The sequence below is a fragment of the Streptomyces sp. NPDC006691 genome (assembly GCF_042869955.1).
Taxonomy (GTDB): Bacteria; Actinomycetota; Actinomycetes; order Streptomycetales; family Streptomycetaceae; genus Streptomyces.
Genome location: NZ_JBIAGW010000008.1, coordinates 81,552 through 105,635, shown reverse-complemented (window position 1 = coordinate 105,635; position 24,084 = coordinate 81,552). Strand labels below are relative to the sequence as shown.

Here is a 24,084-nt window from a genome sequence, read left to right as displayed (position 1 = left end):
CCGGCCCCGGATGCCCGTGTGCCCGGCCCCCGCCCACAACCCGAACGCGGCCACTCGCACAGCCCCAGCGCTCACAACAGCCCCGGGGCGCCGGGGGGCAACCCCAGCCCGTCCGGCGATTGAGGACGAGCGGCCTCAAGGCGCGAACGGGATCCGTGGCGGAGCCCCCGTGAACCCCGATCTTCGGGTGCGAACCGTGCACAGCTGATCGCGCAGTTCCCCGCGCCCCCAACAACCCCGGGTACGGGGGGCAACCTCAGCCCGTCCGGCGATTGAGGACGAGCGGCCTCAAGGCGCGAGCAGGGTCCGAGGCGGAGCCCCGGGGAACTGGGCGCCTTCCGGTTCTGTGCATATGGGCGGGCGGGTGGGAGAACGGGCGAGCGGGGGCGGGGCGGAGCCCCGGGGAGGGGGTGCGGGGTGGCCGCACGCAGAACGGCCGCGGTGCCCCCACCAGGGGGCACCGCGGCCGTTCAGGAAAGCCGCAGACTACGCCGCTTCGCGGCGCAACGCGTCCATCGCCTTCTGCGTGACCTCGTCCACCTTGCCGAGCGCGCTGATCGTGATGACCAGACCCTGCGCACGGTAGTAGTCGATGATCGGCTCGGTCTCGCTGTGGTAGACCTCAAGGCGCTTGCGCACCGTTTCCTCGGTGTCGTCACCGCGCTGGTACAGCTCACCGCCGCACTGGTCGCAGACGCCGTCCACCTTCGGGGCGTTGTACGCCACGTGGAAGACGTGCGCGCTGTCGTTGCGGCAGATCCGCCGGCCGGCGATCCGCTTGACGACCTCGTCCTCGGGGACTTCGAGGTCGAGCACGGCGTCCAGCTTCACGCCGTCCGCCTTCAGCACCTCGTCCAGCGCCTCGGCCTGCACCACGTTGCGCGGGAAGCCGTCGAGCAGGAAGCCGTTCACGGCGTCCGACTGCTCCATGCGGTCCTTGGCCATCCCGATGGTGACCTCGTCCGGCACCAGGTTGCCGGCGTCCATGTACGCCTTGGCTGCCTTGCCCAGGTCCGTGCCCTGGCTGATGTTGGCACGGAAGAGGTCGCCCGTGGAGATGTGCGGGATCGCCAGGTTCTTGGCAAGGAACGCGGCCTGCGTTCCCTTGCCCGCACCGGGCGGTCCAACGAGGACGATTCGCATCAGCGGAGGAACCCTTCGTAATTGCGCTGCTGAAGCTGGCTCTCGATCTGCTTAACGGTTTCCAGACCCACACCCACGATGATGAGGATGCTCGTCCCGCCGAGCGGGAAGCTCTGGACGCCGCCGAAGATGATCAACGCCATTGTCGGTACGAGCGCGATCAGCCCCAGATACAGCGACCCCGGCCAGGTGATCCGGTTGAGTACGTAGCTCAGGTACTCAGCGGTCGGTCGGCCAGCCCGGATGCCCGGGATGAAGCCACCATACTTCTTCATGTTGTCGGCGACTTCCTCGGGGTTGAACGAGATCGCCACGTAGAAGAAGGCGAAGAACACGATCAGGAGGAAGTAGCTGACGATGTAGTAAGGATGGTCGCCCTTGGTCAAGTTGTCCTTGATCCAGGTCGCCCAGCCGGCCGTCGAGTTGGAGAACTGGACGATCAGCGCCGGGATGTAGAGCAGCGACGAGGCGAAGATGACCGGGATCACACCCGCCTGGTTGACCTTGAGCGGGATGTAGGTCGAGGTCCCGCCGTAGGACCGGCGTCCGATCATGCGCTTCGCGTACTGCACCGGGATGCGTCGCTGGGCCTGTTCGACGAAGACCACGAGCCCGACCATGACCAGGCCGACGAGCACCACCGTGCCGAACTCGATCCAGCCACCGGCCAAGTGGCCCTGCTTCTTGATGGCCCACAGCGAGCTCGGGAAGCTGGCGGCGATCGAGATGAACATCAGGATGGACATGCCGTTGCCGATGCCGCGGTCGGTGATGATCTCACCGAGCCACATGACGCAGGCGGTACCGGCGGTCATCGTGATGACCATCGTGATGGTCGTGAAGATCGACCGGTTCGGGATGATCTCGGTGGCGACCTGGCAGCCGTTGAAGAGGGCGCCGTTGCGGGCGGTGGCCACCAGGCCGGTGCCCTGGAGGATCGCCAGCGCGACGGTCAGGTAACGCGTGTACTGCGTGATCTTCGTCGTACCCGCCTGGCCCTCCTTCTTGAGGGCTTCCAGGCGCGGGATCACCACGGTCAGCAGTTGCAGGATGATGCTCGCGGTGATGTACGGCATGATGCCGAGCGCGAAGATCGTGATCTGCAACAGCGCGCCGCCGCTGAACATGTTCACCAGACTGAACAGGCCGCTGTTCTGCTGGGCCTGGTCGACACAGGTCTGTACGTTCTTGTAGCTCACCCCGGGCATCGGAATGTGCGTACCGAGCCGGTAGACCACGATGATGCCGAGTGTGAAGAGCAGCTTCTTGCGCAGGTCAGGCGTCTTGAACGCCTGGGCGAACGCGGTGAGCACGGTGCCTCCTGCGACCCCCGCGCAAGTGCGTCAGGGTGACGGTCTTGAGGATCGACGAATAAGGATAGAAGTCTAGATCTGCCAAAAATCCGTACTGTAGCCGTCCAGGCACACAGCACGGAACTTAGACAGTGCACGCCACCTTACCGGCGACCGTGCCCCCCTAGGAACGACCAACCGGGGATGCCCCATTTGAGAGGCATCCCCGGTCGGATGTTCAAGCCATCAAGCTGTCTCAGACAAGCTCGGTGACGGAGCCGCCGGCGGCGGCAATCTTCTCCTTGGCGGAGCCGGAGACGGCGTCAACCGTCACCTGCAGCGCCACGGAGATCTCGCCCTGGCCCAGGACCTTGACGAGGCTGTTCTTGCGCACCGCGCCCTTGGCGACCAGGTCGGCCACCGTGACCTCTCCACCCTCGGGGTAGAGAGCGCCGAGCTTGTCCAGGTTGACCACCTGGTACTCGGTGCGGAACGGGTTCTTGAAGCCCTTCAGCTTCGGCAGGCGCATGTGGAGGGGCATCTGGCCACCCTCGAAGCGCTGCGGAACCTGGTAGCGGGCCTTCGTACCCTTGGTACCACGACCTGCGGTCTTACCCTTGGACGCCTCACCACGACCCACACGGGTCTTGGCGGTCTTGGCGCCCGGGGCAGGACGGAGGTTATGGGCCTTCAGCGGGCTGTTCTCACCCATGTCAGTCAACCTCCTCAACCGTCACGAGGTGGCGGACGGTCTGCACCATGCCGCGGAACTCGGGGCGGTCCTCCTTGACAACCGTGTCGTTCAGGCGCTTGAGGCCGAGCGAACGCAGGGTGTCGCGGTGGTTCTGCTTGCTGCCGATGTACGACTTCGTCTGCGTGATCTTGAGACGGGCCATTACGCACCCGCTCCCGCACGAGCACGAAGCAGAGCCGCGGGGGCAACGGCCTCAAGGGGCAGACCGCGGCGGGCCGCGATCTCCTCGGGACGCTGCAGGCCCTTGAGGGCCGCCACGGTCGCGTGCACGATGTTGATCGCGTTGGAGGAGCCGAGCGACTTCGACAGGATGTCGTGCACGCCCGCGCACTCCAGAACGGCGCGCACCGGGCCACCGGCGATAACACCGGTACCGGGAGCAGCCGGCTTCAGGAGCACGACGCCGGCGGCACGCTCGCCCGTGATCGGGTGAGGGATCGTGCCCTGGATGCGCGGAACCTTGAAGAAGTTCTTCTTGGCTTCCTCGACACCCTTGGCGATGGCCGCGGGAACTTCCTTGGCCTTGCCGTAACCGACACCTACGGTGCCGTCACCGTCGCCCACCACGACCAGCGCGGTGAAGCTGAAGCGGCGACCACCCTTGACAACCTTGGCAACGCGGTTGATCGCGACAACGCGCTCAACATAAGCGGTCTTCTCGGCGGCAGCGCCACCGTCGCGACCCTTCCGGTCCCGCCGCTCGCCGCCACCGGCACCGCTTCCGCGGCGCTGGGGTCCAGCCATTGGATTTACCTCTCTCTGTTACGTCCGTTAGTCCCGGAACCGGGGCTTAGAACTTCAGCCCGGCTTCGCGGGCGGCGTCAGCCAGAGCGGCAATGCGCCCGGCGTACCTGTTGCCACCACGGTCGAACACGACGGTCTCGACGCCGGCGGCCTTGGCGCGCTCGGCGACCAGGGCGCCGACCGACTTGGCCTGCGCGGACTTGTCGCCCTCGCCACCACGGATCGACGCGTCCAGAGTCGACGCCGACGCCAGGGTGTGACCCTTGAGGTCGTCGATGACCTGAGCGGTGATACCGCGGTTGGAACGCGTCACGACGAGGCGCGGACGCTCCGCCGTACCGGACACGTGCTTGCGGATGCGGACGTGGCGACGTGCCTTGGCGGCACGCTTGTAAGCGTCGCCCTTGGCGATCTTCACACCGTATGCCATGGCTTACTTACCAGCCTTTCCGACCTTGCGGCGGATGACCTCGCCGGCGTACTTGACACCCTTGGCCTTGTACGGGTCGGGCTTGCGCAGCTTGCGGATGTTGGCGGCGACCTCGCCGACCTTCTGCTTGTCGATGCCCTCGACGCTGAGCTTCGTGGGCGACTCGACCTTGAAGGTGATGCCCTCGGGGGCCTCGACGGTGATCGGGTGGCTGTATCCGAGCGCGAACTCCAGGTTGGAGCCCTTCGCCTGGACGCGGTAACCGACACCGCTGATTTCGAGCGCCTTGGTGTAACCCTGGGTCACGCCGGTGATCATGTTGGCCACCAGCGTGCGGGACAGGCCGTGCAGGGCCTTGTTCTGACGCTCGTCGTTGGGGCGGGTGACGTTCAGAACGCCGTCCTCACCCTTCACGATCTCGATGGGTGCCGCAACAGCGTGCGTGAGGGAACCCTTGGGGCCCTTCACGTGGACCGTACGGCCATCGATGGTGACGTCCACACCGGCGGGAACCTGGATGGGGAGCTTGCCGATTCGCGACATTAGCTTTTCCTCCGTTCCCGACTACCAGACGTAGGCGAGGACTTCCCCACCTACGCCCTTCTTGCCTGCCTGCTGGCCGGTGAGCAGACCGTGCGACGTGGAGATGATCGCCACGCCCAGGCCGCCGAGCACCTTCGGCAGGTTGGTGGACTTCGCGTACACGCGCAGACCGGGCTTCGAGATCCGCTTGATGCCCGCGATGGAGCGCTCACGGTTCGGCCCGAACTTCAGCTCAAGGACGAGGTTCTTGCCGACTTCGGCGTCCTCGACCTTCCAGCCGGTGATGAAGCCCTCCTGCTGGAGGATCTCCGCGATGTGCGACTTGATCTTGCTGTGCGGCATCACGACGGAGTCGTGGTACGCCGAGTTCGCGTTGCGCAGACGAGTCAGCATGTCTGCGATCGGGTCAGTCATGGTCATGAATCGGCCTTCGGCCTCTCTCGCCGCGGTTTCCTGTATGCGCCATCCCTCTCCCCACTCAGTGGCGGGACGGGTGCGGTGCGGGGACCTACGGCGTAGTAAGTCGTTATGGGCGGCGGACGCCCAACCCCACAAGCCTACGGCATGTGGAGGAGGGCACCCGCCGACCAGATACTTACCGAGAGCGTCCGGTAATTCCCAAGTCCCAAGGGACAGAGGGGAATTACCAGGAGCTCTTGGTCACGCCCGGCAGCTCGCCACGGTGAGCCATCTCACGAAGGCACACACGGCACAGGCCGAACTTGCGGTACACGGAGTGGGGGCGACCGCAGCGCTGGCAGCGGGTGTAGCCGCGCACACCGAACTTGGGCTTGCGGGCAGCCTTCGCGATAAGAGCCTTCTTCGCCATCTCGCTTACGCCTCCTTGAAGGGGAAGCCGAGGTGACGGAGGAGCGCGCGGCCCTCGTCGTCGTTGGTCGCCGTGGTGACCACGGTGATGTCCATACCCCGGGTACGGTCGATCTTGTCCTGGTCGATCTCGTGGAACATGACCTGCTCGGTGAGACCGAAGGTGTAGTTGCCACGGCCGTCGAACTGCTTCGGCGACAGACCACGGAAGTCACGGATACGCGGCAGCGCGAGCGACAGCGTACGGTCCAGGAACTCCCACATGCGGTCACCGCGGAGGGTGACGTGGCAGCCGATCGGCTGCCCCTCGCGCAGCTTGAACTGCGCGATCGACTTGCGGGCCTTGGTGACGGCCGGCTTCTGGCCGGTGATCGTGGTGAGGTCGCGAACCGCGCCGTCCATCAGCTTGGAGTCGCGGGCGGCGTCGCCCACACCCATGTTGACCACGATCTTCACGAGGCCGGGAACCTGCATGACGTTCTCGTACGAGAACTCCTCACGCAGCTTGCCCGCGATCTCCTCGCGGTACTTCGTCTTGAGACGCGGAGTGGTGGTGGTAGCCATCAGATGTCCTCACCCGTCCGCTTGGCAACGCGGATCTTGTTGCCCTCGTCGTCGAAGCGGAAACCGACGCGGGTAACGACCTTGTTGCCGTCCTTCTCCACGACGAGCTGAACGTTGCTCACGTGGATCGGGGCCTCGGTCGTCACAATGCCACCGGTCTGCGAACCGCGAGCGGTCTGGCCGGCCTTGGTGTGCTTCTTGACCCGGTTGACACCCTCGACCAGGACGCGGTCCTCGCGGGGGAAGGCCGCGATGACCTTGCCCTGCTTGCCCTTGTCCTTACCGGTGATGACCTGAACCAGGTCGCCCTTCTTGATCTTCATGCTTACAGCACCTCCGGCGCGAGCGAGATGATCTTCATGAACTTCTTCTCGCGCAGCTCCCGGCCCACCGGGCCGAAGATGCGGGTGCCGCGGGGGTCGCCATCGTTCTTGAGGATGACGGCCGCGTTCTCGTCGAAGCGGATGTACGAGCCGTCCTGACGACGACGCTCCTTGACGGTGCGCACGACGACAGCCTTGACGACGTCGCCCTTCTTCACGTTGCCACCGGGGATCGCGTCCTTGACGGTGGCGACGATGACGTCACCGATACCCGCGTAGCGGCGACCGGAGCCACCGAGCACACGGATGCAAAGGATTTCCTTCGCACCAGTGTTGTCGGCGACACGCAGTCGCGACTCCTGCTGGATCACGTCTATCTCCTGATCGTCTGCCGGTTCCCGGCCGGGGCTTGATGAGTCAAGCCCCGACCGAGCCTGGCGGAACTGACCTGAGCGGGAAGCTCAGGCTGTCTTCCATCGGAATTCCCTTGCGGGAATTACCTACTTGGCCTTCTCAAGGATCTCGACGATGCGCCAGCGCTTGCTCGCCGACAGCGGACGCGTCTCCATGATGAGGACGCGGTCGCCGACACCGGCAGCGTTCTGCTCGTCGTGCGCCTTGAGCTTGTTCGTACGGCGGATGACCTTGCCGTACAGCGCGTGCTTCACACGGTCCTCGACAGCGACGACGACGGTCTTGTCCATCTTGTCGCTGACGACCAGACCCTCGCGGGTCTTGCGGAAACCGCGCGCTTCAGTCGTCTCAGTCACATTCTTCTCGCTCATCAGGCGCTCTCCACCGTCTCGATGCCCAGCTCGCGCTCGCGCATCAGGGTGTAGATCCGGGCGATGTCCTTACGGACGGACTTGAGCCGGCCGTGGTTTTCGAGCTGGCCCGTCGCCGCCTGGAAGCGGAGGTTGAACAGCTCTTCCTTGGCTTCGCGGAGCTTGTTGAGCAGCTCCTCGTCACCCAGCTCGCGCAGTTCGGACGCCTTGGTTCCGGCCGACATCACGCCTCACCTGCCTCGCGCCGGACGATGCGGCACTTCATCGGGAGCTTGTGAGCGGCTCGGGTGAGCGCCTCACGAGCAATCTTCTCGTTCGGGTAGGACAGCTCGAACATCACCCGGCCCGGGTGAACGTTCGCGACCCACCACTCCGGAGAACCCTTACCGGAACCCATGCGGGTCTCGGCAGGCTTCTTCGTCAGGGGGCGGTCCGGGTAGATGTTGATCCAGACCTTGCCGCCACGCTTGATGTGGCGGGTCATCGCGATACGAGCCGCCTCGATCTGGCGGTTGGTCACGTACGCCGGCGTGAGGGCCTGAATGCCGTACTCGCCGAACGCAACCGTCGTACCACCCTTGGCCATACCGCGGCGCTTGGGGTGGTGCTGCTTGCGGTGCTTGACCCTACGGGGGATCAGCATTTCGGTCAGGCCTCCGTTCCGGTGCTCTCAGCCGGAGCGGCAGCGGCGGGAGCCTCGGCCTGGGGGGCCTCGGCAGCCGGCGCAGCCTGCTGCGGCTTGCGGCCGCGACCGCCACGCTCGCCGCCACGTCCGCCACGGCCACCGGCCGGACGGTCGTTGGCGCCACCACGGGCCGGGCGGTTACCCGCACGGGCCGCTGCGTTCTCGGCGCGAACCTCGGCGATGTTCTTGACATCGCCCTTGTAGATCCAGACCTTCACGCCGATGCGGCCGAAGGTCGTCTTGGCCTCGAAGAAGCCGTAGTCGATGTTCGCGCGCAGGGTGTGCAGCGGCACACGGCCTTCGCGGTAGAACTCCGAGCGGGACATCTCGGCGCCGCCGAGACGGCCACCACACTGGATCTTGATGCCCTTGGCGCCGGCCTTCATGGTGCCCTGCATGCTCTTGCGCATGGCACGACGGAAGGAGACGCGGGAGGAGAGCTGCTCGGCGACGGCCTGAGCAACCAGCTGAGCGTCCATCTCGGGGTTCTTGACCTCAAGGATGTTCAGCTGGACCTGCTTGCCCGTGAGCTTTTCGAGGTCGCCGCGGATGCGGTCGGCCTCGGCGCCACGGCGGCCGATGACGATGCCGGGACGCGCGGTGTGGATGTCCACCCGCACGCGGTCACGGGTGCGCTCGATCTCAACCTTCGAGATGCCGGCGCGCTCCATGCCGGACGTCATCATCCGACGGATGGCGACGTCTTCCTTGACGTAGTCCTTGTACAGCTTGTCGGCGTACCAACGGGACTTGAAGTCCGTGGTAATGCCGAGTCGGAACCCGTGCGGGTTTACCTTCTGGCCCATTACCGGGTTCCTTCCTTGCTGCTGACGACCACGGTGATGTGGCTGGTCCGCTTACGGATCCGGTAGGCACGGCCCTGAGCACGCGGACGGAACCGCTTCAGGGTCGGGCCCTCGTCCACGTACGCCTCGCTGATGACCAGCGAAGAGGCGTCGGTGTGGTCGTAGTTGTGCGCGGCGTTGGCAATGGCGCTGTCCAGCACCTTGCCGACCGGCACGCTCGCGGCCTGCGGGGCGAAACGCAGGACCGCCTGAGCCTCCGTGGCATCCATGCCACGGATAAGGTCCACCACGCGGCGGGCCTTCATGGGCGTGACGCGGATGTACCGCGCCTGGGCCCTGGCTTCCATGGTTGTCCCTTCGGTGTAAGTCATAGTCGTTACCCACCCCGCGTTAGCGGCGCTTCGACTTCCGGTCGTCCTTGACGTGGCCGCGGAAGGTGCGAGTCGGCGAGAACTCGCCGAGCTTGTGGCCGACCATCGACTCGGAGACAAACACCGGGACGTGGGTCTTGCCGTTGTGCACCGCGATCGTGTGGCCGAGCATGGCCGGGATGATCATCGAGCGACGGGACCAGGTCTTGATGACGTTCTTGGTTCCAGCTTCGTTCTGAGCGTCCACCTTCTTTACGAGGTGGCCGTCAACGAAGGGTCCCTTCTTGAGACTGCGCGGCATCTAAACCCGCTCCTAGCGCTTCTTGTTCGTCTTGCGGCGGCGGACGATGTACTTGCTCGATGCCTTCTTCGGCGAGCGAGTACGACCCTCCTTCTGACCCCACGGGGAGACCGGGTGGCGACCACCACTGGTCTTGCCCTCACCACCACCGTGCGGGTGGTCAACCGGGTTCATCGCGACACCGCGGACGGACGGGCGAACGCCCTTCCAGCGCATACGGCCGGCCTTGCCCCAGTTGATGTTCGACTGCTCGGCGTTGCCGACCTCACCGACGGTGGCGCGGCAGCGGGCGTCGACCAGGCGAATTTCGCCGGACGGCATACGAAGGTGGGCCATCGTGCCCTCCTTCGCCAGCAGCTGCACCGAAGCACCCGCGGAGCGGGCGAACTTCGCACCGCCGCCGGGACGCAGCTCGATGGCGTGGATGGTCGTACCGACCGGGATGTTGCGCAGCGCCAGGTTGTTGCCCGGCTTGATGTCGGCCCCGGGGCCGTTCTCAATGCGGTCACCCTGGCTCAGGCCACGGGGCGCAATGATGTAGCGCTTCTCGCCGTCCGCGTAGTGCAGAAGCGCGATGCGCGCGGTGCGGTTCGGGTCGTACTCGATGTGAGCGACCTTGGCCGGCACGCCGTCCTTGTCGTGACGACGGAAGTCGATCACGCGGTAGGCACGCTTGTGGCCACCGCCCTGGTGACGGACGGTCACACGACCGGTGTTGTTACGGCCGCCCTTGCTGTGCAGGGGGCGGACCAGCGACTTCTCCGGCGTGGACCGCGTGATCTCGACGAAGTCGGCGACGCTGGAGCCACGACGGCCCGGAGTCGTCGGCTTGTACTTGCGGATACCCATTTCTCAGTCCTCGTCCGATATTCGGACCAGGGCGCTCCGTTAGGAGGCCTGGCCGAAGATGTCGATACGGTCGCCCTCAGCAAGGGTCACGATGGCGCGCTTGGTGTCGGCGCGCTTGCCGAAACCGGTCTTCGTGCGCTTGCGCTTGCCCTGGCGGTTGATCGTGTTGACCCCGGTGACCTTGACCGAGAAGACCGCTTCCACGGCCTGCTTGATCTGGGTCTTGTTGGAGCCCGGCTTGACGACGAACGTGTACTTGTTCTCGTCGAGCAGCGCGTAGCTCTTCTCGGACACAACCGGCTTGACAAGAATGTCGCGCGGGTCCGTGAAGGTCTTGCTGGTGATCTCGGCCATCAGGCCTCGCTCCCCTCGTTGTCATCGGCCTTGGGGCCAGACACGAAGGACTCGAAAGCGGCCTGGGTGAAGACCACGTCGTCGGAGACGATCACGTCGTACGTGTTCAGCTGGCCCGGCTCCAGGATGTGGACCTGGGGCAGGTTGCGGGCGGACAGCCACGCGGCCTCGTCGGCGCGCTCGACGACCAGGAGCAGGTTGGCGCGCTCCGAGATCTTGCCGAACAGCGTCTTGGCGGCCTTGGTGGAAGCCGTGCCCTCGACCACGCCGGTGACGACGTGGATGCGGGAGTGGCGCGCCCGGTCGGAGAGGGCACCGCGCAGGGCGGCGGCCTTCATCTTCTTCGGGGTGCGCTGCGAGTAGTCACGCGGCTGCGGGCCGTGGACGACGCCACCGCCGGCGAACTGCGGCGCACGGGTCGAACCCTGGCGCGCGCGGCCGGTGCCCTTCTGGCGGTACGGCTTGCGGCCACCACCACGGACTTCGCCGCGAGTCTTGGTCTTGTGCGTGCCCTGACGGGCAGCAGCCAGCTGCGCGACAACGACCTGGTGGATCAGCGGAACGCTGGTCTTCGCGTCGAAGATCTCCGCGGGGAGCTCGACGGTACCGGCCTTGTCGCCTGCCGGCGAAAGGATGTCAATGGTGCTCATTACCTCAAGCCCCCTTGGCCGCGGTACGGACCAGGACGAGGCCGCCGTTCGGACCGGGGACCGCGCCCTTGATGAGGAGCAGACCCTTCTCCGCGTCAACCGCGTGGATGGTCAGGTTCTGGGTGGTGACACGCTCGTTGCCCATGCGGCCCGCCATGCGGACGCCCTTGAACACGCGGCCAGGGGTGGCGCAGCCACCGATGGAACCGGGCGAGCGGTGCTTGCGCTGGACGCCGTGTCCGGCGCCGAGGCCCTTGAAGTTGTGACGCTTCATGACACCGGCGAAGCCCTTGCCCTTGCTCTTGCCCGTGACGTCAACCTTGACGCCGGACTCGAACACCTCGGCAGTGATCTCCTGGCCCAGCGTGTACTCGCTGGCGTCAGGGGTGCGGAGCTCCACCAGGTGGCGGCGGGGAGTCACGTCGGCCTTGGCGAAGTGACCCTTGAGGGGCTTGTTCACCTTGCGCGGGTCAATCTCGCCGAAGGCGATCTGGACCGACTCGTAACCGTCGACGTCGTTCGTGCGGACCTGCGTCACGACACACGGCCCGGCCTTGATGACGGTGACCGGGACAACCCGGTTGTTCTCGTCCCAGACCTGGGTCATGCCGAGCTTCTCGCCCAGGACGCCCTTGATGTTCTTGCTCATCTCGGCCCGTCCCTTCAGAGCTTGATCTCGATGTCGACACCGGCCGGCAGGTCGAGGCGCATCAGCGAGTCAACCGTCTTCGGCGTGGGGTCGAGAATGTCGATGAGGCGCTTGTGCGTGCGCATCTCGAAGTGCTCGCGAGAGTCCTTGTACTTGTGCGGCGACTTGATGACGCAGTACACGTTCTTCTCAGTGGGCAGCGGCACCGGGCCTGCGACCGACGCACCAGTGCGGGTCACCGTCTCGACGATCTTCTTCGCCGAGGAGTCGATGACCTCGTGGTCGTAGGCCTTGAGCCGGATGCGGATCTTCTGTCCCGCCATGGCTACCTAGTAGTCCTTTGTCTCGTAACGCTCTGGAACCCGGGGGCTCTACCGACTCTGTCTCCGACCCACGCGGTCGGGCGTGTCGCACTCCCTCTACGCAGAAATCCCATACGGGATTTCCCAACCAAGGGGATGCGGGCCACAGGACCTCGCGGACGGGGGCAGAACACCCACCGGACGCCTGGCTGGAGCCCCGCTGACACTTCCCGGAAGATTCCCGTACGTCCGCCCCTGATCAGGGACGACGAGTACGATGGGACTCGCTTCCGGTCCTCCCGGCGGGAGGCGCGCAGCATCGGCACTCAACCGAGCAACCCCGACAGTCTGCCACACCGGGACAGGGCCTGGCCAATCGCAGCCGGGAAGCGTACCCCACGTCACATGCGCTCACGCATTCGGCACGCGGTCGTGCGGTGCGGGCAGCCGGCAGACGGGTCCCACTCCCTGCCGTCCAGGTTCATTCGGGGCCCGACGCCGACGTCCGCCACGATCTGCGCCACGCTGTGATCTTCGGGATTGAGCCCCCGCAGCGCCGCCGCGCCCTGCCTGCGCACGACCCATCCCACCGCTTCGAAGTACGCCTGCCCCCGGGCTACGGTCCGAGTGGCTGCGTCGTGGCCAGCCACCTTGGCGGACCAGGTGTGATGGAGAAAGGCCCGTCCGCGATGGTCATTCACGGGCGTCAGCCCCTCACCCGGGATCTGAGCATGCGGGGCGCGGAGGGCCTCGTGCATGCGACTGGAGTGAGCCAGTACCCGGCGCTGGGCAGTGGAGTCGGCCAAGGGGGCATGGAGAGACGCGGCGTGCGCGGCAGGCGTGGCCGATCCCCCCGCGGCGGCGAAGCACGGTGACGTGACCGTGATGGCGGCCAACCCTTCGCCCTTGGCCCGATCGAGAACGCCTGCGGTCGCGTCCATCCAGAAGTCGTCGTTCTTCGTTCGCAGGTAGACCGCGGGAAAGGGGTCGGACCAGTCGGGCGCACCGGCCGACGGCTGATATGCGTATCCCCGTTTCCGCCAGGCCTCGTCGGCCTGCTTCACGAGGCTTTTCGCCGCGGTTCCCGGCACACCGGTCAGCTGATACCCGAGCCGGACCTGGACGCGATCGTCCTCGGTGTGGTCGTCATGAGCCAGGCACGGACCCACGGACGCCGGCCTGACGACCTTCAGAATCGGCCGCGGTGTCATACCGTCCACCGCTTGATGAAGGATCTCCTCCGCACGCGCGATCGCCTGCTGATCGTCCATGCTGACCTGCCCCGGTGTCGTTCCGTCGTTCCGCTCCGTCCCGCATCCCGTCAGGATGAGGGCGACCGCCGCCAGCACGACGACCCAGCGCGCTCCTCGCAGATTCAAGGCTTTCCTCCGCTGATCCGAGCCGGCCTTCCGCAGAAGGTCCTGCAATCCGTCACAGCGGTCGCCCAGCGCGTGCGGGTACTGCTGCCAGCACGGCCACGGCGCTGCCGGCGGCATTCCATACGGACGAGTCGGACCGCAGCCCCGCACCGTCGTTGCCGCCGCCGGCGCTCGCAAGCCGCATGGAGGACCGCTCCGCTGCCGCCGCCTTCAACTGCGCCCACTCCGCCGCGGAGGACGCCATCTCCCAAATCCCCCATGCCGGTTCATGCCCCGGCAAGCCTAGGGAACCTCTCGCGCCGCAACGTGAGTACCCCTACTCATTCGTCACGGGTACTTGGGCGCACCGCGTCGAAGGCCCAGGCCCGGCTTCCCAACGCTGCGGCGTGCTACCGCAACAGCGCCACAGCCCAGCGCCCCGACGGGCCGGGTCGCGGTGAACCACGTCGCAGTGAACCAGCCGAACAGGTCGGTCCGACCGCGCTGCTGCTCCTAGACATGGGCGCCGAGGGCCGCCGACGGCGACGGCACCGCCGGCCGGCTTCACCACCGGGGCGAACCCGGACGTCGAGGAACACTTCAGCGACGGCCTCTCCCCCCCCCCAGCCGGACGCCGTCTTCTGATCGCCTACGCCAACACACCCCCGCGCTCAGCATCAACCGGCCATGGGATCAGCGCAGTTGGGGGTCCAGCTCGCCAACGTTTACGTCACGAGGTGATGAAGGCAGTGGACTCACGCGCTCGCGTCAGCCGCCCGCCGCGTACGACACGAAGTCCGCCCACGCCTCGCGGGCGACAGCGAACTGGGGACCGTCCGCGTTCTTGGAGTCACGGACGTGCACGGCGTCGAGCGCGATCGCGAGCTCGACGCACTCATTGCTGTTGCTGCTGTCGCTGTAGCTGCTCTTGAACCACCGCAGCGCCGAGCCGTCCTCAGCAGAGTTCTTGCGCATCATGTCGCTCCCAGCACTTGCTCGATGAACGCCAGCGACTCCTCCGGCGAGAGAGCCTGAGCTCGGATGATGCCACACCGCAGTTCCATGATCCGGAGATGCTTCAACTCGGAGACGGGACGGCTTCCGAAATCTCCCTCGGCTCGGCCAACTGCCGTGCCATCAGCGAACTTCAGCACCTGGATCTCCCCTCCCATGCCCGCATGGACCGCGCGGTCGATCGGCATCACCTGGATCTCCACGCTCCGCATTCGACCGAGCTCCAGGAGATGCTCCAGTTGGCGACGCAACACCATCTTGCCCCCGATCGGACGCCTGAGCGTCGCCTCTTCCTGGACGAAGCAGAGTTCGGGGGCGGGATCGCGCTCGAAGATCGACTTGCGGGCCGTCCGTGCACCCATCAGCCGCTCCACGTGGTCCTGCGAGTGCGCCGGTCGCCGCATCTCGAAGAGTGCCCGCATGTAGTCCGGTGTCTGCAACAGGCCGTGCAGGTTATGGGTGCCGTACGCGGTCAATTCGACTGCCTGCGCCTCCATCCGCGCCAGATCCCGAACCTTCTTCGGATACCTGACCTTCGCCACGTCCTCCTTCATCGCCGCGATGAGCCCACCCGCACCCAAGGCCTCGTCCGCCTTGTCCAGATACTCGGGCTGAGGGATCCGCTTGCCTCCCTCGATCTTGTAGACCATGTCCTCGCCGTACCCCACCGCCTCCCCGAACTCCGCGGCCCGCATCCCTTTCGCCTCGCGTCGCAGCTTCAGCTGGCGCCCCACCGTCGCGACGACCGCCACACCCCAGTCGTCGTCCGGGTCCACCTCCCACCCCGGCTCGTCCGCCTCGCTCCTGAGCCGGCCCGCGTCGCCGTCCACCTGCCGCATCCCGCACCCCTCCGTCGTCCGTCCACGCCGCATCGCCCTTACCCGTACCGCCCGTGCCGACAGCCACGACACCGCCGGACAAACTCCGGACAGTCACCGTACGGACCCGCCGAGTCACTGTTCACGGTAGGCGCGCACCACCACGCTCGGTCACGTGAACCTGGAAAACTCCACCCAACCCCTCGCCCCTGCACGGGAGTTCAGCGTCCTGCTGACCTCTACGCCGCGTGGCGCCCACCTGGCCCGCTTCCTCGCCGCGGAGTGGCTGCGCACCTGGGGCCTGCTACCCGGCGTCATCGACACCGCCGAACACCTCGTCGCCGAGCTCGCCGCGAACGCCGTCACGCACGGCCGGCTCCCCGGGCGGGACTTCCGGCTTGTTCTCCGCGCCACCGCCGACGTGCTCCGCATCGAGGTGACGGACACCCGCGGTGACGATCTCCCCCGGTGCGAGCCCCCGTCCCCGGACGCCGTGTCGGGGCGCGGCCTGATCCTCGTGGAGGCGTTCGCCGACCGCTGGGGCGTCGACATCGGACCCGTCCCCCGCAAGACCGTCTGGACCGAACTCGACCTTCTTCCAGCGGAAGCACGGTAGGGAAGCACGGTAGAGAAGCACGGTCAATCGGATGCCCCGGCCCCTCTGGCACGCAACCCCGCCCCCCGCTCCCCCATCTCACTGGGCGCGCGATCCCGCCGGATCGCGGAGACCGGGCGAGCGATGGAGACAGGGCGGACGTGGGCGACACAACAGAATCGGCCGGGCCGGGGCGAAGGGCCGTACTGGGGGGCGCCGCCGCCGCGGGGCTCGCCGTGGGTCTCGCGGGGTGTTCCGTGCCCCGCACGGGCCGGGGGCGCGGGGCGGGCGCGGGCGATCCGCTCGGGGCGCCCGGCAGGCCCCTGCTGCTACAGATCCTCGCCCACCCGGACGACGACCTGTACTTCATGAACCCGGACACCCAGCACACCCTGGACTCCGGGGTCCCGCTGGTCAGCGTCTACGTCACCGGCGGTGAGGCCAACGGCGACAACCGGGTCGTCAGTGACACCGGGCCGCACGTCTACGACAAGGCCGCCTACTCCTCCGCCCGGCACCAGGGGCTGCGGCAGGCGTACGCCACCCTGCTCGGGCTCGACAAGTACGCCCCGTGGGAGAAGTCCGTCGCCGAGCTGCGCGGCGGGCACCGCGCCGAGGTCAACCGGCTCCAACACCGGCGCCGCAGCGTGGAGTTGGTGTTCCTCAACACCGCGATGCACACCCCGCTCGGGGGGAGGATGGGCCTGCCGAGCCTCTGGGAGGACCATCACCTCCAGCTGCCCGTCGTCATCGCCGAAGGGTCCCCGCTCACCCGGGCCAAGGCGTACACGTACGACGACATGGTCGATGTGCTCGCCGGGATCCTCGACGACTACGCGCCCACCCTCGTCCAGACCCTCGACCCCGACCCGGACATCCAGCACAGCTCGCCGGTGAACCGTTCGCACGACTCCGAGCAGCCGGGATACTCCGACCACGCCGACCACACCGCCGCCGCCTCCTTCGCCTGGGCCGCGCTGATCCGGCACGCCGAACGCGGCAGCGCCTTCCTCGCCACCGCCTACCGGGCGTACTACAACCGGCACTGGCCGAAGAACCTGCCGGCGCGAGTGCTCGCGGAGAAGGCCGCGCACCTCGTGCCGTACGGCGGGGACAAGACGTGGGACTGCGGGAACGCCGGTGGGTGCGGGGACTACAACGTCGGGGGGAACCGGCCGCTCACCAACTGGAAGGGGTGGGTGCGCTCCACCCACTACCGCCACCCCGGCCCCCGGCTGCTCGTCTCCGGCGACGGCGCCCATGCCTACGGCGTGCTCGGGCTGCGGGCGGTGCGGTGGAGCCGGAACCCCGACGACAGCTGGGGCGCGCCCGAGGACCTGGGCGGCTCGCCGCTCGCCCCCGTGCTCGGCGGTGCCGCCCTGGCCGACGGGCGGCAGGTGCTCTTCGGGCTGCGTTTCGCCTCGCTCCAGGGGCGGGCCGGCGCCAACACCCGCGAGATCGTGACCCTCGAACAGGGCACTCCCGGGGGGAGGTTCGGGGCGTGGAAGGGGCTCGGGAACCCCGAGCGGGGGGACGACCGCGGGCGCCGGATCGGGCCGCCCACCGCGGTCGCCGCGCCGGACGGCCGTGTCCACCTCTTCGTGCGCAACGCCGGGCGCGGCGTCAGCTGCCGCGTCCGGGAGGCGGACGGCACCTGGGCGCCGTGGCGCGATCTGGGCGGGGAGTCCGTACAGGAGGGGCTGAGCGCCGTCGTCGACGGTCGCGGGCGCGTCCACGTCTTCGCGGCCGGCGCCGACACCGTGCACCACTGGACCCAGAGCGCCCCCGGCCACCCGCTCGCCCCCGTGCCGACCCGGCTGCCGCTCGCCGTGGACGCGGTGGCCCCGGTCGCGCAGGGCGACACCGTACAGCTGCTCTACCGCTCCTCCGCCGACCCCAGGAAGGCCCGCCAGGACCCCGGCTCCGCCGCGTCGCCGCGCCTCACCTCCGTGCACGCGGACGGCAGCGCGGCGAAGCCGGTCGCCCTCGACGGGTACGGGCCGGTCTGCGCGGCGGGCGCCCATGTGCTGGGCACGGACGAGCAGGGGCAGGTCCAACTCGCGGGCGCGGGGCGGGTGTTGAAGCGGCCCCGGGGCGTGGTCCCGGTCGGCACGCCCACGCTGTACGTCCGCGCAGGACACCCGCTGGCGCTGGGGCTCGGCGTGGACGCGACCCCCTGGTCCTGGCGGCCCTGACGCCGGACGGAGCCCCGTGGAGACGGCGAAGAGCCCCGCACCTCGAAAGGTGCGGGGCTCTTCTGACAGCTCAGCGAGCTACCAGGTCAGACGGTCAAGTACTTACTTGACGATCTTGACGACCTGGCCGGCGCCCACGGTCCGGCCACCCTCACGGATGGCGAACTTGAGGCCCTCCTCCATGGCGACGGGCTGGATCAGCGCGACGTTCATGGCGGTGTTGTCGCCCGGCATGACCATCTCGGTGCCCTCGGGGAGGGTAACGACGCCGGTCACGTCCGTGGTACGGAAGTAGAACTGCGGGCGGTAGTTGTTGAAGAACGGCGTGTGACGGCCACCCTCGTCCTTGGACAGGATGTACGCCTGGGCCTCGAACTCGGTGTGCGGCGTGACCGAACCGGGCTTGATGATGACCTGGCCGCGCTCGACGTCCTCGCGCTTGATGCCACGAAGCAGCAGACCGACGTTCTCACCGGCCTGGCCCTCGTCGAGCAGCTTGCGGAACATCTCGATGCCGGTGACCGTGGTGGTGGTCTTCTCGGTCTTGATACCGACGATGTCGACGGTCTCGTTGACCTTCAGGACACCACGCTCGATACGACCGGTGACGACGGTGCCACGACCGGTGATCGTGAAGACGTCCTCGATCGGCATCAGGAACGGCTTGTCGACGTCACGCTCGGGCTGCGGGATCGCCTCGTCGACGGCGGCCATCAGGTTCAGGACCGACTGGCCCCACTCCTTGTCGCCCTCAAGCGCCTTGAGCGCCGAGACCTTGACGACCGGCAGGTCGTCACCCGGGAACTCGTACTCGGAGAGGAGCTCACGGACCTCAAGCTCGACGAGCTCCAGGATCTCCTCGTCGTCCACCATGTCGGCCTTGTTCAGCGCGACGACGATGTACGGAACGCCGACCTGGCGGGCCAGGAGCACGTGCTCCTTGGTCTGCGGCATCGGGCCGTCGGTGGCGGCAACCACGAGGATCGCGCCGTCCATCTGCGCGGCACCCGTGATCATGTTCTTGATGTAGTCCGCGTGACCGGGGCAGTCGACGTGGGCGTAGTGACGCGACTCGGTCTGGTACTCGACGTGCGCGATCGAGATCGTGATACCGCGCTGGCGCTCCTCAGGAGCCTTGTCGATCTGGTCGAAGGCCGAGGCCTCGTTCAGGTCCGGGTACGCGTCGTGCAGCACCTTGGTAATGGCGGCCGTGAGGGTCGTCTTACCGTGGTCAATGTGACCGATGGTGCCGATGTTGACGTGCGGCTTAGTCCGCTCGAACTTTGCCTTCGCCACTGGGGTCCTCCTGCGGAGTGGTTCTGGTACGCCTTACTCATCGGCGCCAGGTGATCTTTGCTGGGATGCCGGGGCCCGGGGCATTCACCGTAAACCTGATGGTTTACGCCGAATGCCCCAGTGGCTCCGGTGACAAGCCTAAAGCGTGAACTCGGAAGAGTTACTCGCCCTTGGCCTTCGCGATGATCTCCTCGGCGACGTTCCGCGGAACCTCGGCGTAGGAGTCGAACTGCATCGAGTAGCTTGCGCGACCCGAGGTCTTGCTGCGGAGGTCGCCGACGTAGCCGAACATCTCCGAGAGGGGCACGAGGCCCTTCACGACGCGGGCGCCGCTGCGCTCCTCCATGGCCTGGATCTGGCCACGGCGGGAGTTGATGTCACCGATGACTTCACCCATGTAGTCCTCGGGCGTGGTGACCTCGACGGACATCATCGGCTCAAGGAGCACGGGCGAAGCCTTGCGCGCGGCCTCCTTGAAGGCCTGCGAACCGGCGATCTTGAACGCGAGCTCGGAGGAGTCGACCTCGTGGTAGCCACCGTCGAGAAGAATGACGCGGACGCCGGTCATCTCGTAGCCGGCCAGGATGCCGAACTGCATGGCCTCCTGCGCACCCGCGTCCACCGACGGGATGTACTCCCGGGGGATGCGGCCACCGGTGACCTTGTTCACGAACTCGTACGACGCCTCGCCGCCCTCGATGGGCTCGATCGCGATCTGCACCTTGGCGAACTGACCGGTACCACCGGTCTGCTTCTTGTGGGTGTAGTCCACGCGCTCGACGACCTTGCGGATCGTCTCGCGGTACGCGACCTGCGGCTTGCCGACGTTCGCCTCGACCTTGAACTCGCGACGCATACGGTCGACGAGAACGTCGAGGTGAAGCTCGCCCATACCACCGATGATGGTCTGGCCGGTCTCCTCGTCCGAGTGCACCTGGAAGGAGGGGTCCTCCTCCGCGAGACGCTGGATGGCGACACCCAGCTTCTCCTGGTCACCCTTGGACTTGGGCTCGATGGCGACCTGGATCACCGGCGCCGGGAAGTCCATGGACTCCAGGATCACCGGGGCCTTGTCGTCGCACAGCGTCTCACCGGTGGTGGTCTGCTTCAGGCCCATGACGGCGACGATGTCACCGGCGCCCACCGACTCGATCTCCTCACGCTTGTTCGCGTGCATGCGGTAGATCTTGCCGATGCGCTCCTTCTTGCCCTTGATGGGGTTCAGCACCGCGGTGCCGGCCTCAAGGCGTCCGGAGTAGATCCGGATGAAGGTGAGCTTGCCCAGGTGCGGGTCGCTCGCGATCTTGAACGCCAGCGCCGAGAGGGGCTCCTCGTCGGACGGCTTGCGCTTGACCACGACCTCCGGGTCCTTGACGTCGTGGCCCTCGATGGCCTCGACGTCCAGGGGGGAAGGCAGGTAGCGGACGACGGCGTCGAGCAGGGGCTGAACGCCCTTGTTCTTGAACGCGGTGCCACAGAACACGGGGGTGACGGTGGTGTCGCCGCCCTTGCCGGACGCGATGGTGATGCGACGCACCGCGGCGTACAGCTGCTCCTCGGTGGGCTCGACGCCCTCCAGGAAGAGCTCCATGATCTGGTCGTCGTTCTCCGCGACGGTCTCGACCAGCTTGCCGCGCCACTCTTCAGCGGCCTCGGTGTGCGTGGCCGGGATGTCGACGACGTCGTACATCTCGCCCTTGGTCGCTTCCGCGGACCACACGAGGGCCTTCATGCGGACCAGGTCCACAACGCCCTCGAAGTTGGCCTCGGAACCGATCGGCAGCTGCATCACGATCGGGGTCGCGCCGAGGCGGTCCACGATCATGTCCACGCAGCGGTGGAACTCAGCGCCGGTGCGGTCGAGCTTGTTGACGAAGCAGATACGCGGAACGCCGTAACGGTCGGCCTGACGCCAGACCGTCTCGGACTGCGGCTCCACACCGGCGACACCGTCGAACACGGTGACCGCACCGTCGAGGACGCGGAGCGAACGCTCCACCTCGACCGTGAAGTCCACGTGGCCCGGGGTGTCGATGATGTTGATGGTGTGGTCGACGTCCTCAAGCGGCCAGTGGCAGGTCGTCGCGGCGGACGTAATCGTGATGCCGCGCTCCTGCTCCTGCTCCATCCAGTCCATCGTGGCAGCGCCGTCGTGGACCTCACCGATCTTGTACGAGACGCCGGTGTAGAACAGGATCCGCTCGGTGGTGGTCGTCTTGCCCGCGTCGATGTGAGCCATGATCCCGATGTTGCGGACCTTGGCCAGGTCAAGTGAAGTGGTAGCCATATCGGCTCAGTCTTCTCTCGGTCTCGATGTGGGTAGCGACTACCAGCGGTAGTGCGCGAAGGCCTTGTTGGACTCGGCCATCTTGTGGGTGTCCTCACGCTTCTTGACCGCAGCGCCGAGGCCGTTGGAGGCGTCGAGCAGCTCGTTCATGAGGCGTTCGGTCATGGTCTTCTCACGGCGGGCGCGGGAGTAACCCACGAGCCAGCGCAGCGCGAGGGTCGACTGGCGGCCGGGCTTGACCTCAACCGGGACCTGGTAGGTCGCGCCACCGACACGGCGGGACTTGACCTCAAGGGACGGCTTGACGTTCTCCAGCGCGCGCTTCAGCGTGATGACCGGGTCGTTGCCGGTCTTCTCGCGAAGACCCTCCATGGCACCGTAGACAATGCGCTCGGCGGTGGAGCGCTTGCCGTCCAGGAGGATCTTGTTGATCAGCGAGGTGACAAGAGGAGAGCTGTAGACCGGGTCGATGATGACCGGGCGCTTCGGGGCGGGGCCCTTACGAGGCATTCTTACTTCTCCTTCTTGGCGCCGTAGCGGCTGCGGGCCTGCTTGCGGTTCTTGACACCCTGGGTGTCGAGCGAACCGCGGATGATCTTGTAACGAACACCCGGCAGGTCCTTCACACGGCCACCGCGCACGAGCACGATCGAGTGCTCCTGCAGGTTGTGCCCCTCACCCGGGATGTAGGCCGTGACCTCGATGCCGGAGGTCAGACGCACACGCGCGACCTTACGGAGCGCCGAGTTCGGCTTCTTCGGGGTGGTCGTGAACACACGCGTGCAGACGCCACGGCGCTGGGGCGAACCCTCAAGCGCGGGCGTCTTGTTCTTCTCGACCTTGTCCTGCCGGCCCTTCCGGACCAGCTGCTGGATCGTAGGCACTACTTCTCCGGTTTCTGTGTGCCGTAGTAAAACTAACCTGAAACACGTCTCCGACCCACGCGGTCGGGTGTGTCGAATACTGCATGCTCCCGCCCGAGGGCAGGAGAAGCGCAGATTGCGGCGGCCGGTCTAGGAGCTCGCGCTGCGGACGTAGGCACGCAGCGGAGCCCAGGCACACCCCAGGCACAAGGTCTGAGCGTACCTACCTCATCGACTTGGGTCAAAACAAATGCCGTCCACGCCGACACGCCGGTGAACGGCCCGGCGACCGCCCGCCCGGATCCCGGGCCCGCCCCGCACCGGCCCGGGGTGGGCCCCGAGGTCAGCCCGTGGGGCAGTACGGGGTCGACCCGGGGTCGGCCCCCGCGTCGGCTCCGCGTCAGCCCCTCGTCGGCCCTGCGTCGGCTCCGCGTCAGCCCCTCGCCGGCCCCGGGCCCCGGTACCGGGGCCCGGTCCCGGGGTCCGTCCCGAGGTCTCCCGGGGTCGACGAGGCGCCTCATTCAGCTACTGGCCGAGGCGTCGCGCCGCCTGGGGTGCACGCCCTCGGGGCGGGCCCCGCTCACCGCGATGATCATCTCCGCCATCTCGACGAACTGCCGGCGGTGGCTGTCCGGGATGCCGAGCAGTTCGGCCGCCTCGGCCGGTGTGACCCGGCCGCGCCCGGCGCCCCCGACGGCCCCGTCCGGCACCGGCAGGTCGTCGGCCGTGACCCGGCCCGACTCGATCAGCATGTCCCGAAGGCCGACCCCCAGGACCCGCGCGAGAGCACGCATGGTCTCCAGGTCGGGCAGGCTCTGCCGCTGCAACAGCCGGGTCACCGCGGCCCGGTGCACGCCCGCGTCCTCGGCGAGCCGGGACCGGCCGCCGCCCCGCGGACTGTCGATGTCATATCCGCGCTCGCGCATCAGGTCCTCGACCCAGCCCGCAAACCGCTCCATATCCGAGCTTTTTTCGCCCATAGCACGCTCCCTCCGCAACCATCCCGACCCTACCGTCCGTTCGCGCGCGCAATAACCAGCATGGTGCGCGAGCCCGCAACTAGCCACCCCGACAGGCAAAATCGCGGTGTGGGCGGGGTGAAGGGATGGCATAGGAGTCACGGATGGTCGGATCGGCGCGACGAGGAGCAAGGTTTGTTGCGCACTCGCACGCAATATCGGTAACGTTGATTGCGCAACCGCAACAAGAGGGTGTTCGCACCCCACCCGCCGCATTCCCCGCGCTCTTCGCCTCCTCGCGCTCCCCGTGGTCCTCGTGGTCCCCG

The 24,084-nt window shown here is 67.1% G+C and carries 33 protein-coding genes; 2 read left to right on the top strand and 31 right to left on the bottom strand.

The window, feature by feature from the left end:
• Positions 1–486: 486 nt before the first annotated feature.
• From ACFYNP_RS19700 to ACFYNP_RS19575, 26 genes are all read right to left on the bottom strand, one after another.
• On the bottom strand, positions 487–1,143 hold the full coding sequence (locus ACFYNP_RS19700) for an adenylate kinase (protein WP_388405619.1): 657 nt from the start codon (positions 1,141–1,143) through the stop codon (positions 487–489).
• Positions 1,143–2,456 (bottom strand): preprotein translocase subunit SecY, encoded by a 1,314-nt coding sequence (secY, locus tag ACFYNP_RS19695; protein WP_382588731.1) that lies wholly within the window; start codon positions 2,454–2,456, stop codon positions 1,143–1,145. The genes ACFYNP_RS19700 and secY overlap by 1 nt, the downstream gene beginning before the upstream one ends.
• Positions 2,457–2,691: 235 nt before the next feature.
• Positions 2,692–3,147, bottom strand: a complete 456-nt coding sequence (rplO, locus tag ACFYNP_RS19690) for a 50S ribosomal protein L15 (protein WP_388405615.1) — start codon at positions 3,145–3,147, stop codon at positions 2,692–2,694.
• 1 nt (position 3,148) lies between these two features.
• Complete coding sequence (rpmD, locus tag ACFYNP_RS19685) at positions 3,149–3,331, bottom strand: 50S ribosomal protein L30 (RefSeq protein ID WP_077971845.1); 183 nt, start codon at positions 3,329–3,331, stop codon at positions 3,149–3,151.
• On the bottom strand, positions 3,331–3,933 hold the full coding sequence (rpsE, locus tag ACFYNP_RS19680; protein ID WP_100578127.1) for a 30S ribosomal protein S5: 603 nt from the start codon (positions 3,931–3,933) through the stop codon (positions 3,331–3,333). The genes rpmD and rpsE overlap by 1 nt, the downstream gene beginning before the upstream one ends.
• A 46-nt stretch (positions 3,934–3,979) precedes the next feature.
• On the bottom strand, positions 3,980–4,363 hold the full coding sequence (gene rplR, locus ACFYNP_RS19675; RefSeq protein ID WP_100578126.1) for a 50S ribosomal protein L18: 384 nt from the start codon (positions 4,361–4,363) through the stop codon (positions 3,980–3,982).
• A gap of 3 nt (positions 4,364–4,366) precedes the next feature.
• The gene (gene rplF / locus ACFYNP_RS19670) at positions 4,367–4,906 is read right to left on the bottom strand and encodes a 50S ribosomal protein L6 (RefSeq protein WP_100578125.1); all 540 of its coding nucleotides are present in this window, start codon (positions 4,904–4,906) and stop codon (positions 4,367–4,369) included.
• 21 nt (positions 4,907–4,927) lie between these two features.
• Positions 4,928–5,326 carry a 30S ribosomal protein S8 gene (gene rpsH, locus ACFYNP_RS19665; protein ID WP_003966947.1) on the bottom strand — a complete coding sequence of 133 codons (399 nt, stop codon included), beginning with the start codon at positions 5,324–5,326 and terminating at the stop codon, positions 4,928–4,930.
• Positions 5,327–5,549: 223 nt separating this feature from the next.
• On the bottom strand, positions 5,550–5,735 hold the full coding sequence (locus ACFYNP_RS19660) for a type Z 30S ribosomal protein S14 (protein ID WP_003948630.1): 186 nt from the start codon (positions 5,733–5,735) through the stop codon (positions 5,550–5,552).
• 5 nt (positions 5,736–5,740) lie between these two features.
• Positions 5,741–6,298: a 50S ribosomal protein L5 gene (gene rplE, locus ACFYNP_RS19655; RefSeq protein ID WP_053727613.1), complete on the bottom strand. Its 558-nt coding sequence runs from the start codon at positions 6,296–6,298 to the stop codon at positions 5,741–5,743.
• Complete coding sequence (gene rplX, locus ACFYNP_RS19650; protein ID WP_053727612.1) at positions 6,298–6,621, bottom strand: 50S ribosomal protein L24; 324 nt, start codon at positions 6,619–6,621, stop codon at positions 6,298–6,300. Before rplX ends, rplE begins: the two co-directional genes overlap by 1 nt.
• Before the next feature lie 2 nt (positions 6,622–6,623).
• Positions 6,624–6,992: a 50S ribosomal protein L14 gene (gene rplN / locus ACFYNP_RS19645; RefSeq protein WP_053727611.1), complete on the bottom strand. Its 369-nt coding sequence runs from the start codon at positions 6,990–6,992 to the stop codon at positions 6,624–6,626.
• 129 nt (positions 6,993–7,121) lie between these two features.
• Positions 7,122–7,406, bottom strand: a complete 285-nt coding sequence (gene rpsQ, locus ACFYNP_RS19640; protein WP_100578124.1) for a 30S ribosomal protein S17 — start codon at positions 7,404–7,406, stop codon at positions 7,122–7,124.
• Positions 7,406–7,630: a 50S ribosomal protein L29 gene (gene rpmC / locus ACFYNP_RS19635; RefSeq protein WP_003966952.1), complete on the bottom strand. Its 225-nt coding sequence runs from the start codon at positions 7,628–7,630 to the stop codon at positions 7,406–7,408. The genes rpsQ and rpmC overlap by 1 nt, the downstream gene beginning before the upstream one ends.
• Complete coding sequence (rplP, locus tag ACFYNP_RS19630) at positions 7,630–8,049, bottom strand: 50S ribosomal protein L16 (protein WP_053727610.1); 420 nt, start codon at positions 8,047–8,049, stop codon at positions 7,630–7,632. The genes rpmC and rplP overlap by 1 nt, the downstream gene beginning before the upstream one ends.
• A 5-nt stretch (positions 8,050–8,054) precedes the next feature.
• Complete coding sequence (rpsC, locus tag ACFYNP_RS19625; protein ID WP_100578123.1) at positions 8,055–8,897, bottom strand: 30S ribosomal protein S3; 843 nt, start codon at positions 8,895–8,897, stop codon at positions 8,055–8,057.
• Positions 8,897–9,244, bottom strand: a complete 348-nt coding sequence (rplV, locus tag ACFYNP_RS19620) for a 50S ribosomal protein L22 (protein WP_004571827.1) — start codon at positions 9,242–9,244, stop codon at positions 8,897–8,899. The genes rpsC and rplV overlap by 1 nt, the downstream gene beginning before the upstream one ends.
• Positions 9,245–9,287: 43 nt before the next feature.
• Complete coding sequence (gene rpsS, locus ACFYNP_RS19615) at positions 9,288–9,569, bottom strand: 30S ribosomal protein S19 (protein ID WP_100578122.1); 282 nt, start codon at positions 9,567–9,569, stop codon at positions 9,288–9,290.
• Positions 9,570–9,581: 12 nt separating this feature from the next.
• Positions 9,582–10,418, bottom strand: a complete 837-nt coding sequence (gene rplB / locus ACFYNP_RS19610) for a 50S ribosomal protein L2 (RefSeq protein ID WP_161245597.1) — start codon at positions 10,416–10,418, stop codon at positions 9,582–9,584.
• A gap of 39 nt (positions 10,419–10,457) precedes the next feature.
• The gene (rplW, locus tag ACFYNP_RS19605) at positions 10,458–10,772 is read right to left on the bottom strand and encodes a 50S ribosomal protein L23 (RefSeq protein ID WP_100578120.1); all 315 of its coding nucleotides are present in this window, start codon (positions 10,770–10,772) and stop codon (positions 10,458–10,460) included.
• Positions 10,772–11,422: a 50S ribosomal protein L4 gene (rplD, locus tag ACFYNP_RS19600; protein ID WP_100578119.1), complete on the bottom strand. Its 651-nt coding sequence runs from the start codon at positions 11,420–11,422 to the stop codon at positions 10,772–10,774. The genes rplW and rplD overlap by 1 nt, the downstream gene beginning before the upstream one ends.
• A gap of 4 nt (positions 11,423–11,426) precedes the next feature.
• Positions 11,427–12,071 (bottom strand): 50S ribosomal protein L3, encoded by a 645-nt coding sequence (rplC, locus tag ACFYNP_RS19595; RefSeq protein ID WP_120721902.1) that lies wholly within the window; start codon positions 12,069–12,071, stop codon positions 11,427–11,429.
• A gap of 14 nt (positions 12,072–12,085) precedes the next feature.
• A complete protein-coding gene (gene rpsJ, locus ACFYNP_RS19590; RefSeq protein ID WP_003948644.1) occupies positions 12,086–12,394 on the bottom strand; it encodes a 30S ribosomal protein S10 in 309 nt (102 codons plus the stop codon).
• 380 nt (positions 12,395–12,774) lie between these two features.
• Positions 12,775–13,752: a hypothetical protein gene (locus ACFYNP_RS19585; protein ID WP_388786749.1), complete on the bottom strand. Its 978-nt coding sequence runs from the start codon at positions 13,750–13,752 to the stop codon at positions 12,775–12,777.
• 747 nt (positions 13,753–14,499) lie between these two features.
• Positions 14,500–14,709 (bottom strand): DUF397 domain-containing protein, encoded by a 210-nt coding sequence (locus tag ACFYNP_RS19580; RefSeq protein ID WP_388786747.1) that lies wholly within the window; start codon positions 14,707–14,709, stop codon positions 14,500–14,502.
• A complete protein-coding gene (locus tag ACFYNP_RS19575) occupies positions 14,706–15,584 on the bottom strand; it encodes a helix-turn-helix transcriptional regulator (protein ID WP_388786744.1) in 879 nt (292 codons plus the stop codon). The genes ACFYNP_RS19580 and ACFYNP_RS19575 overlap by 4 nt, the downstream gene beginning before the upstream one ends.
• Before the next feature lie 154 nt (positions 15,585–15,738).
• Between ACFYNP_RS19575 and ACFYNP_RS19570 the strand changes: the two genes are divergently transcribed.
• Positions 15,739–16,179, top strand: coding sequence for an ATP-binding protein (locus tag ACFYNP_RS19570; RefSeq protein WP_388405597.1), 441 nt, complete (start codon positions 15,739–15,741; stop codon positions 16,177–16,179).
• 140 nt (positions 16,180–16,319) lie between these two features.
• The gene (locus tag ACFYNP_RS19565; protein ID WP_388786742.1) at positions 16,320–18,353 is read left to right on the top strand and encodes a PIG-L family deacetylase; all 2,034 of its coding nucleotides are present in this window, start codon (positions 16,320–16,322) and stop codon (positions 18,351–18,353) included.
• Between the two features lie 102 nt (positions 18,354–18,455).
• On the opposite strand, the gene tuf is transcribed toward ACFYNP_RS19565, so the two are convergent.
• From tuf to ACFYNP_RS19540, 5 genes are all read right to left on the bottom strand, one after another.
• Positions 18,456–19,649, bottom strand: a complete 1,194-nt coding sequence (gene tuf / locus ACFYNP_RS19560; RefSeq protein ID WP_100578111.1) for an elongation factor Tu — start codon at positions 19,647–19,649, stop codon at positions 18,456–18,458.
• A 160-nt stretch (positions 19,650–19,809) separates the two neighbouring features.
• The gene (gene fusA / locus ACFYNP_RS19555; RefSeq protein WP_100578110.1) at positions 19,810–21,936 is read right to left on the bottom strand and encodes an elongation factor G; all 2,127 of its coding nucleotides are present in this window, start codon (positions 21,934–21,936) and stop codon (positions 19,810–19,812) included.
• A gap of 39 nt (positions 21,937–21,975) precedes the next feature.
• Positions 21,976–22,446: a 30S ribosomal protein S7 gene (rpsG, locus tag ACFYNP_RS19550; protein ID WP_053731192.1), complete on the bottom strand. Its 471-nt coding sequence runs from the start codon at positions 22,444–22,446 to the stop codon at positions 21,976–21,978.
• A 2-nt stretch (positions 22,447–22,448) separates the two neighbouring features.
• A complete protein-coding gene (gene rpsL / locus ACFYNP_RS19545; RefSeq protein ID WP_003948652.1) occupies positions 22,449–22,820 on the bottom strand; it encodes a 30S ribosomal protein S12 in 372 nt (123 codons plus the stop codon).
• A gap of 500 nt (positions 22,821–23,320) precedes the next feature.
• Positions 23,321–23,758 (bottom strand): helix-turn-helix domain-containing protein, encoded by a 438-nt coding sequence (locus tag ACFYNP_RS19540; RefSeq protein WP_388786740.1) that lies wholly within the window; start codon positions 23,756–23,758, stop codon positions 23,321–23,323.
• Positions 23,759–24,084 lie beyond the last annotated feature (326 nt).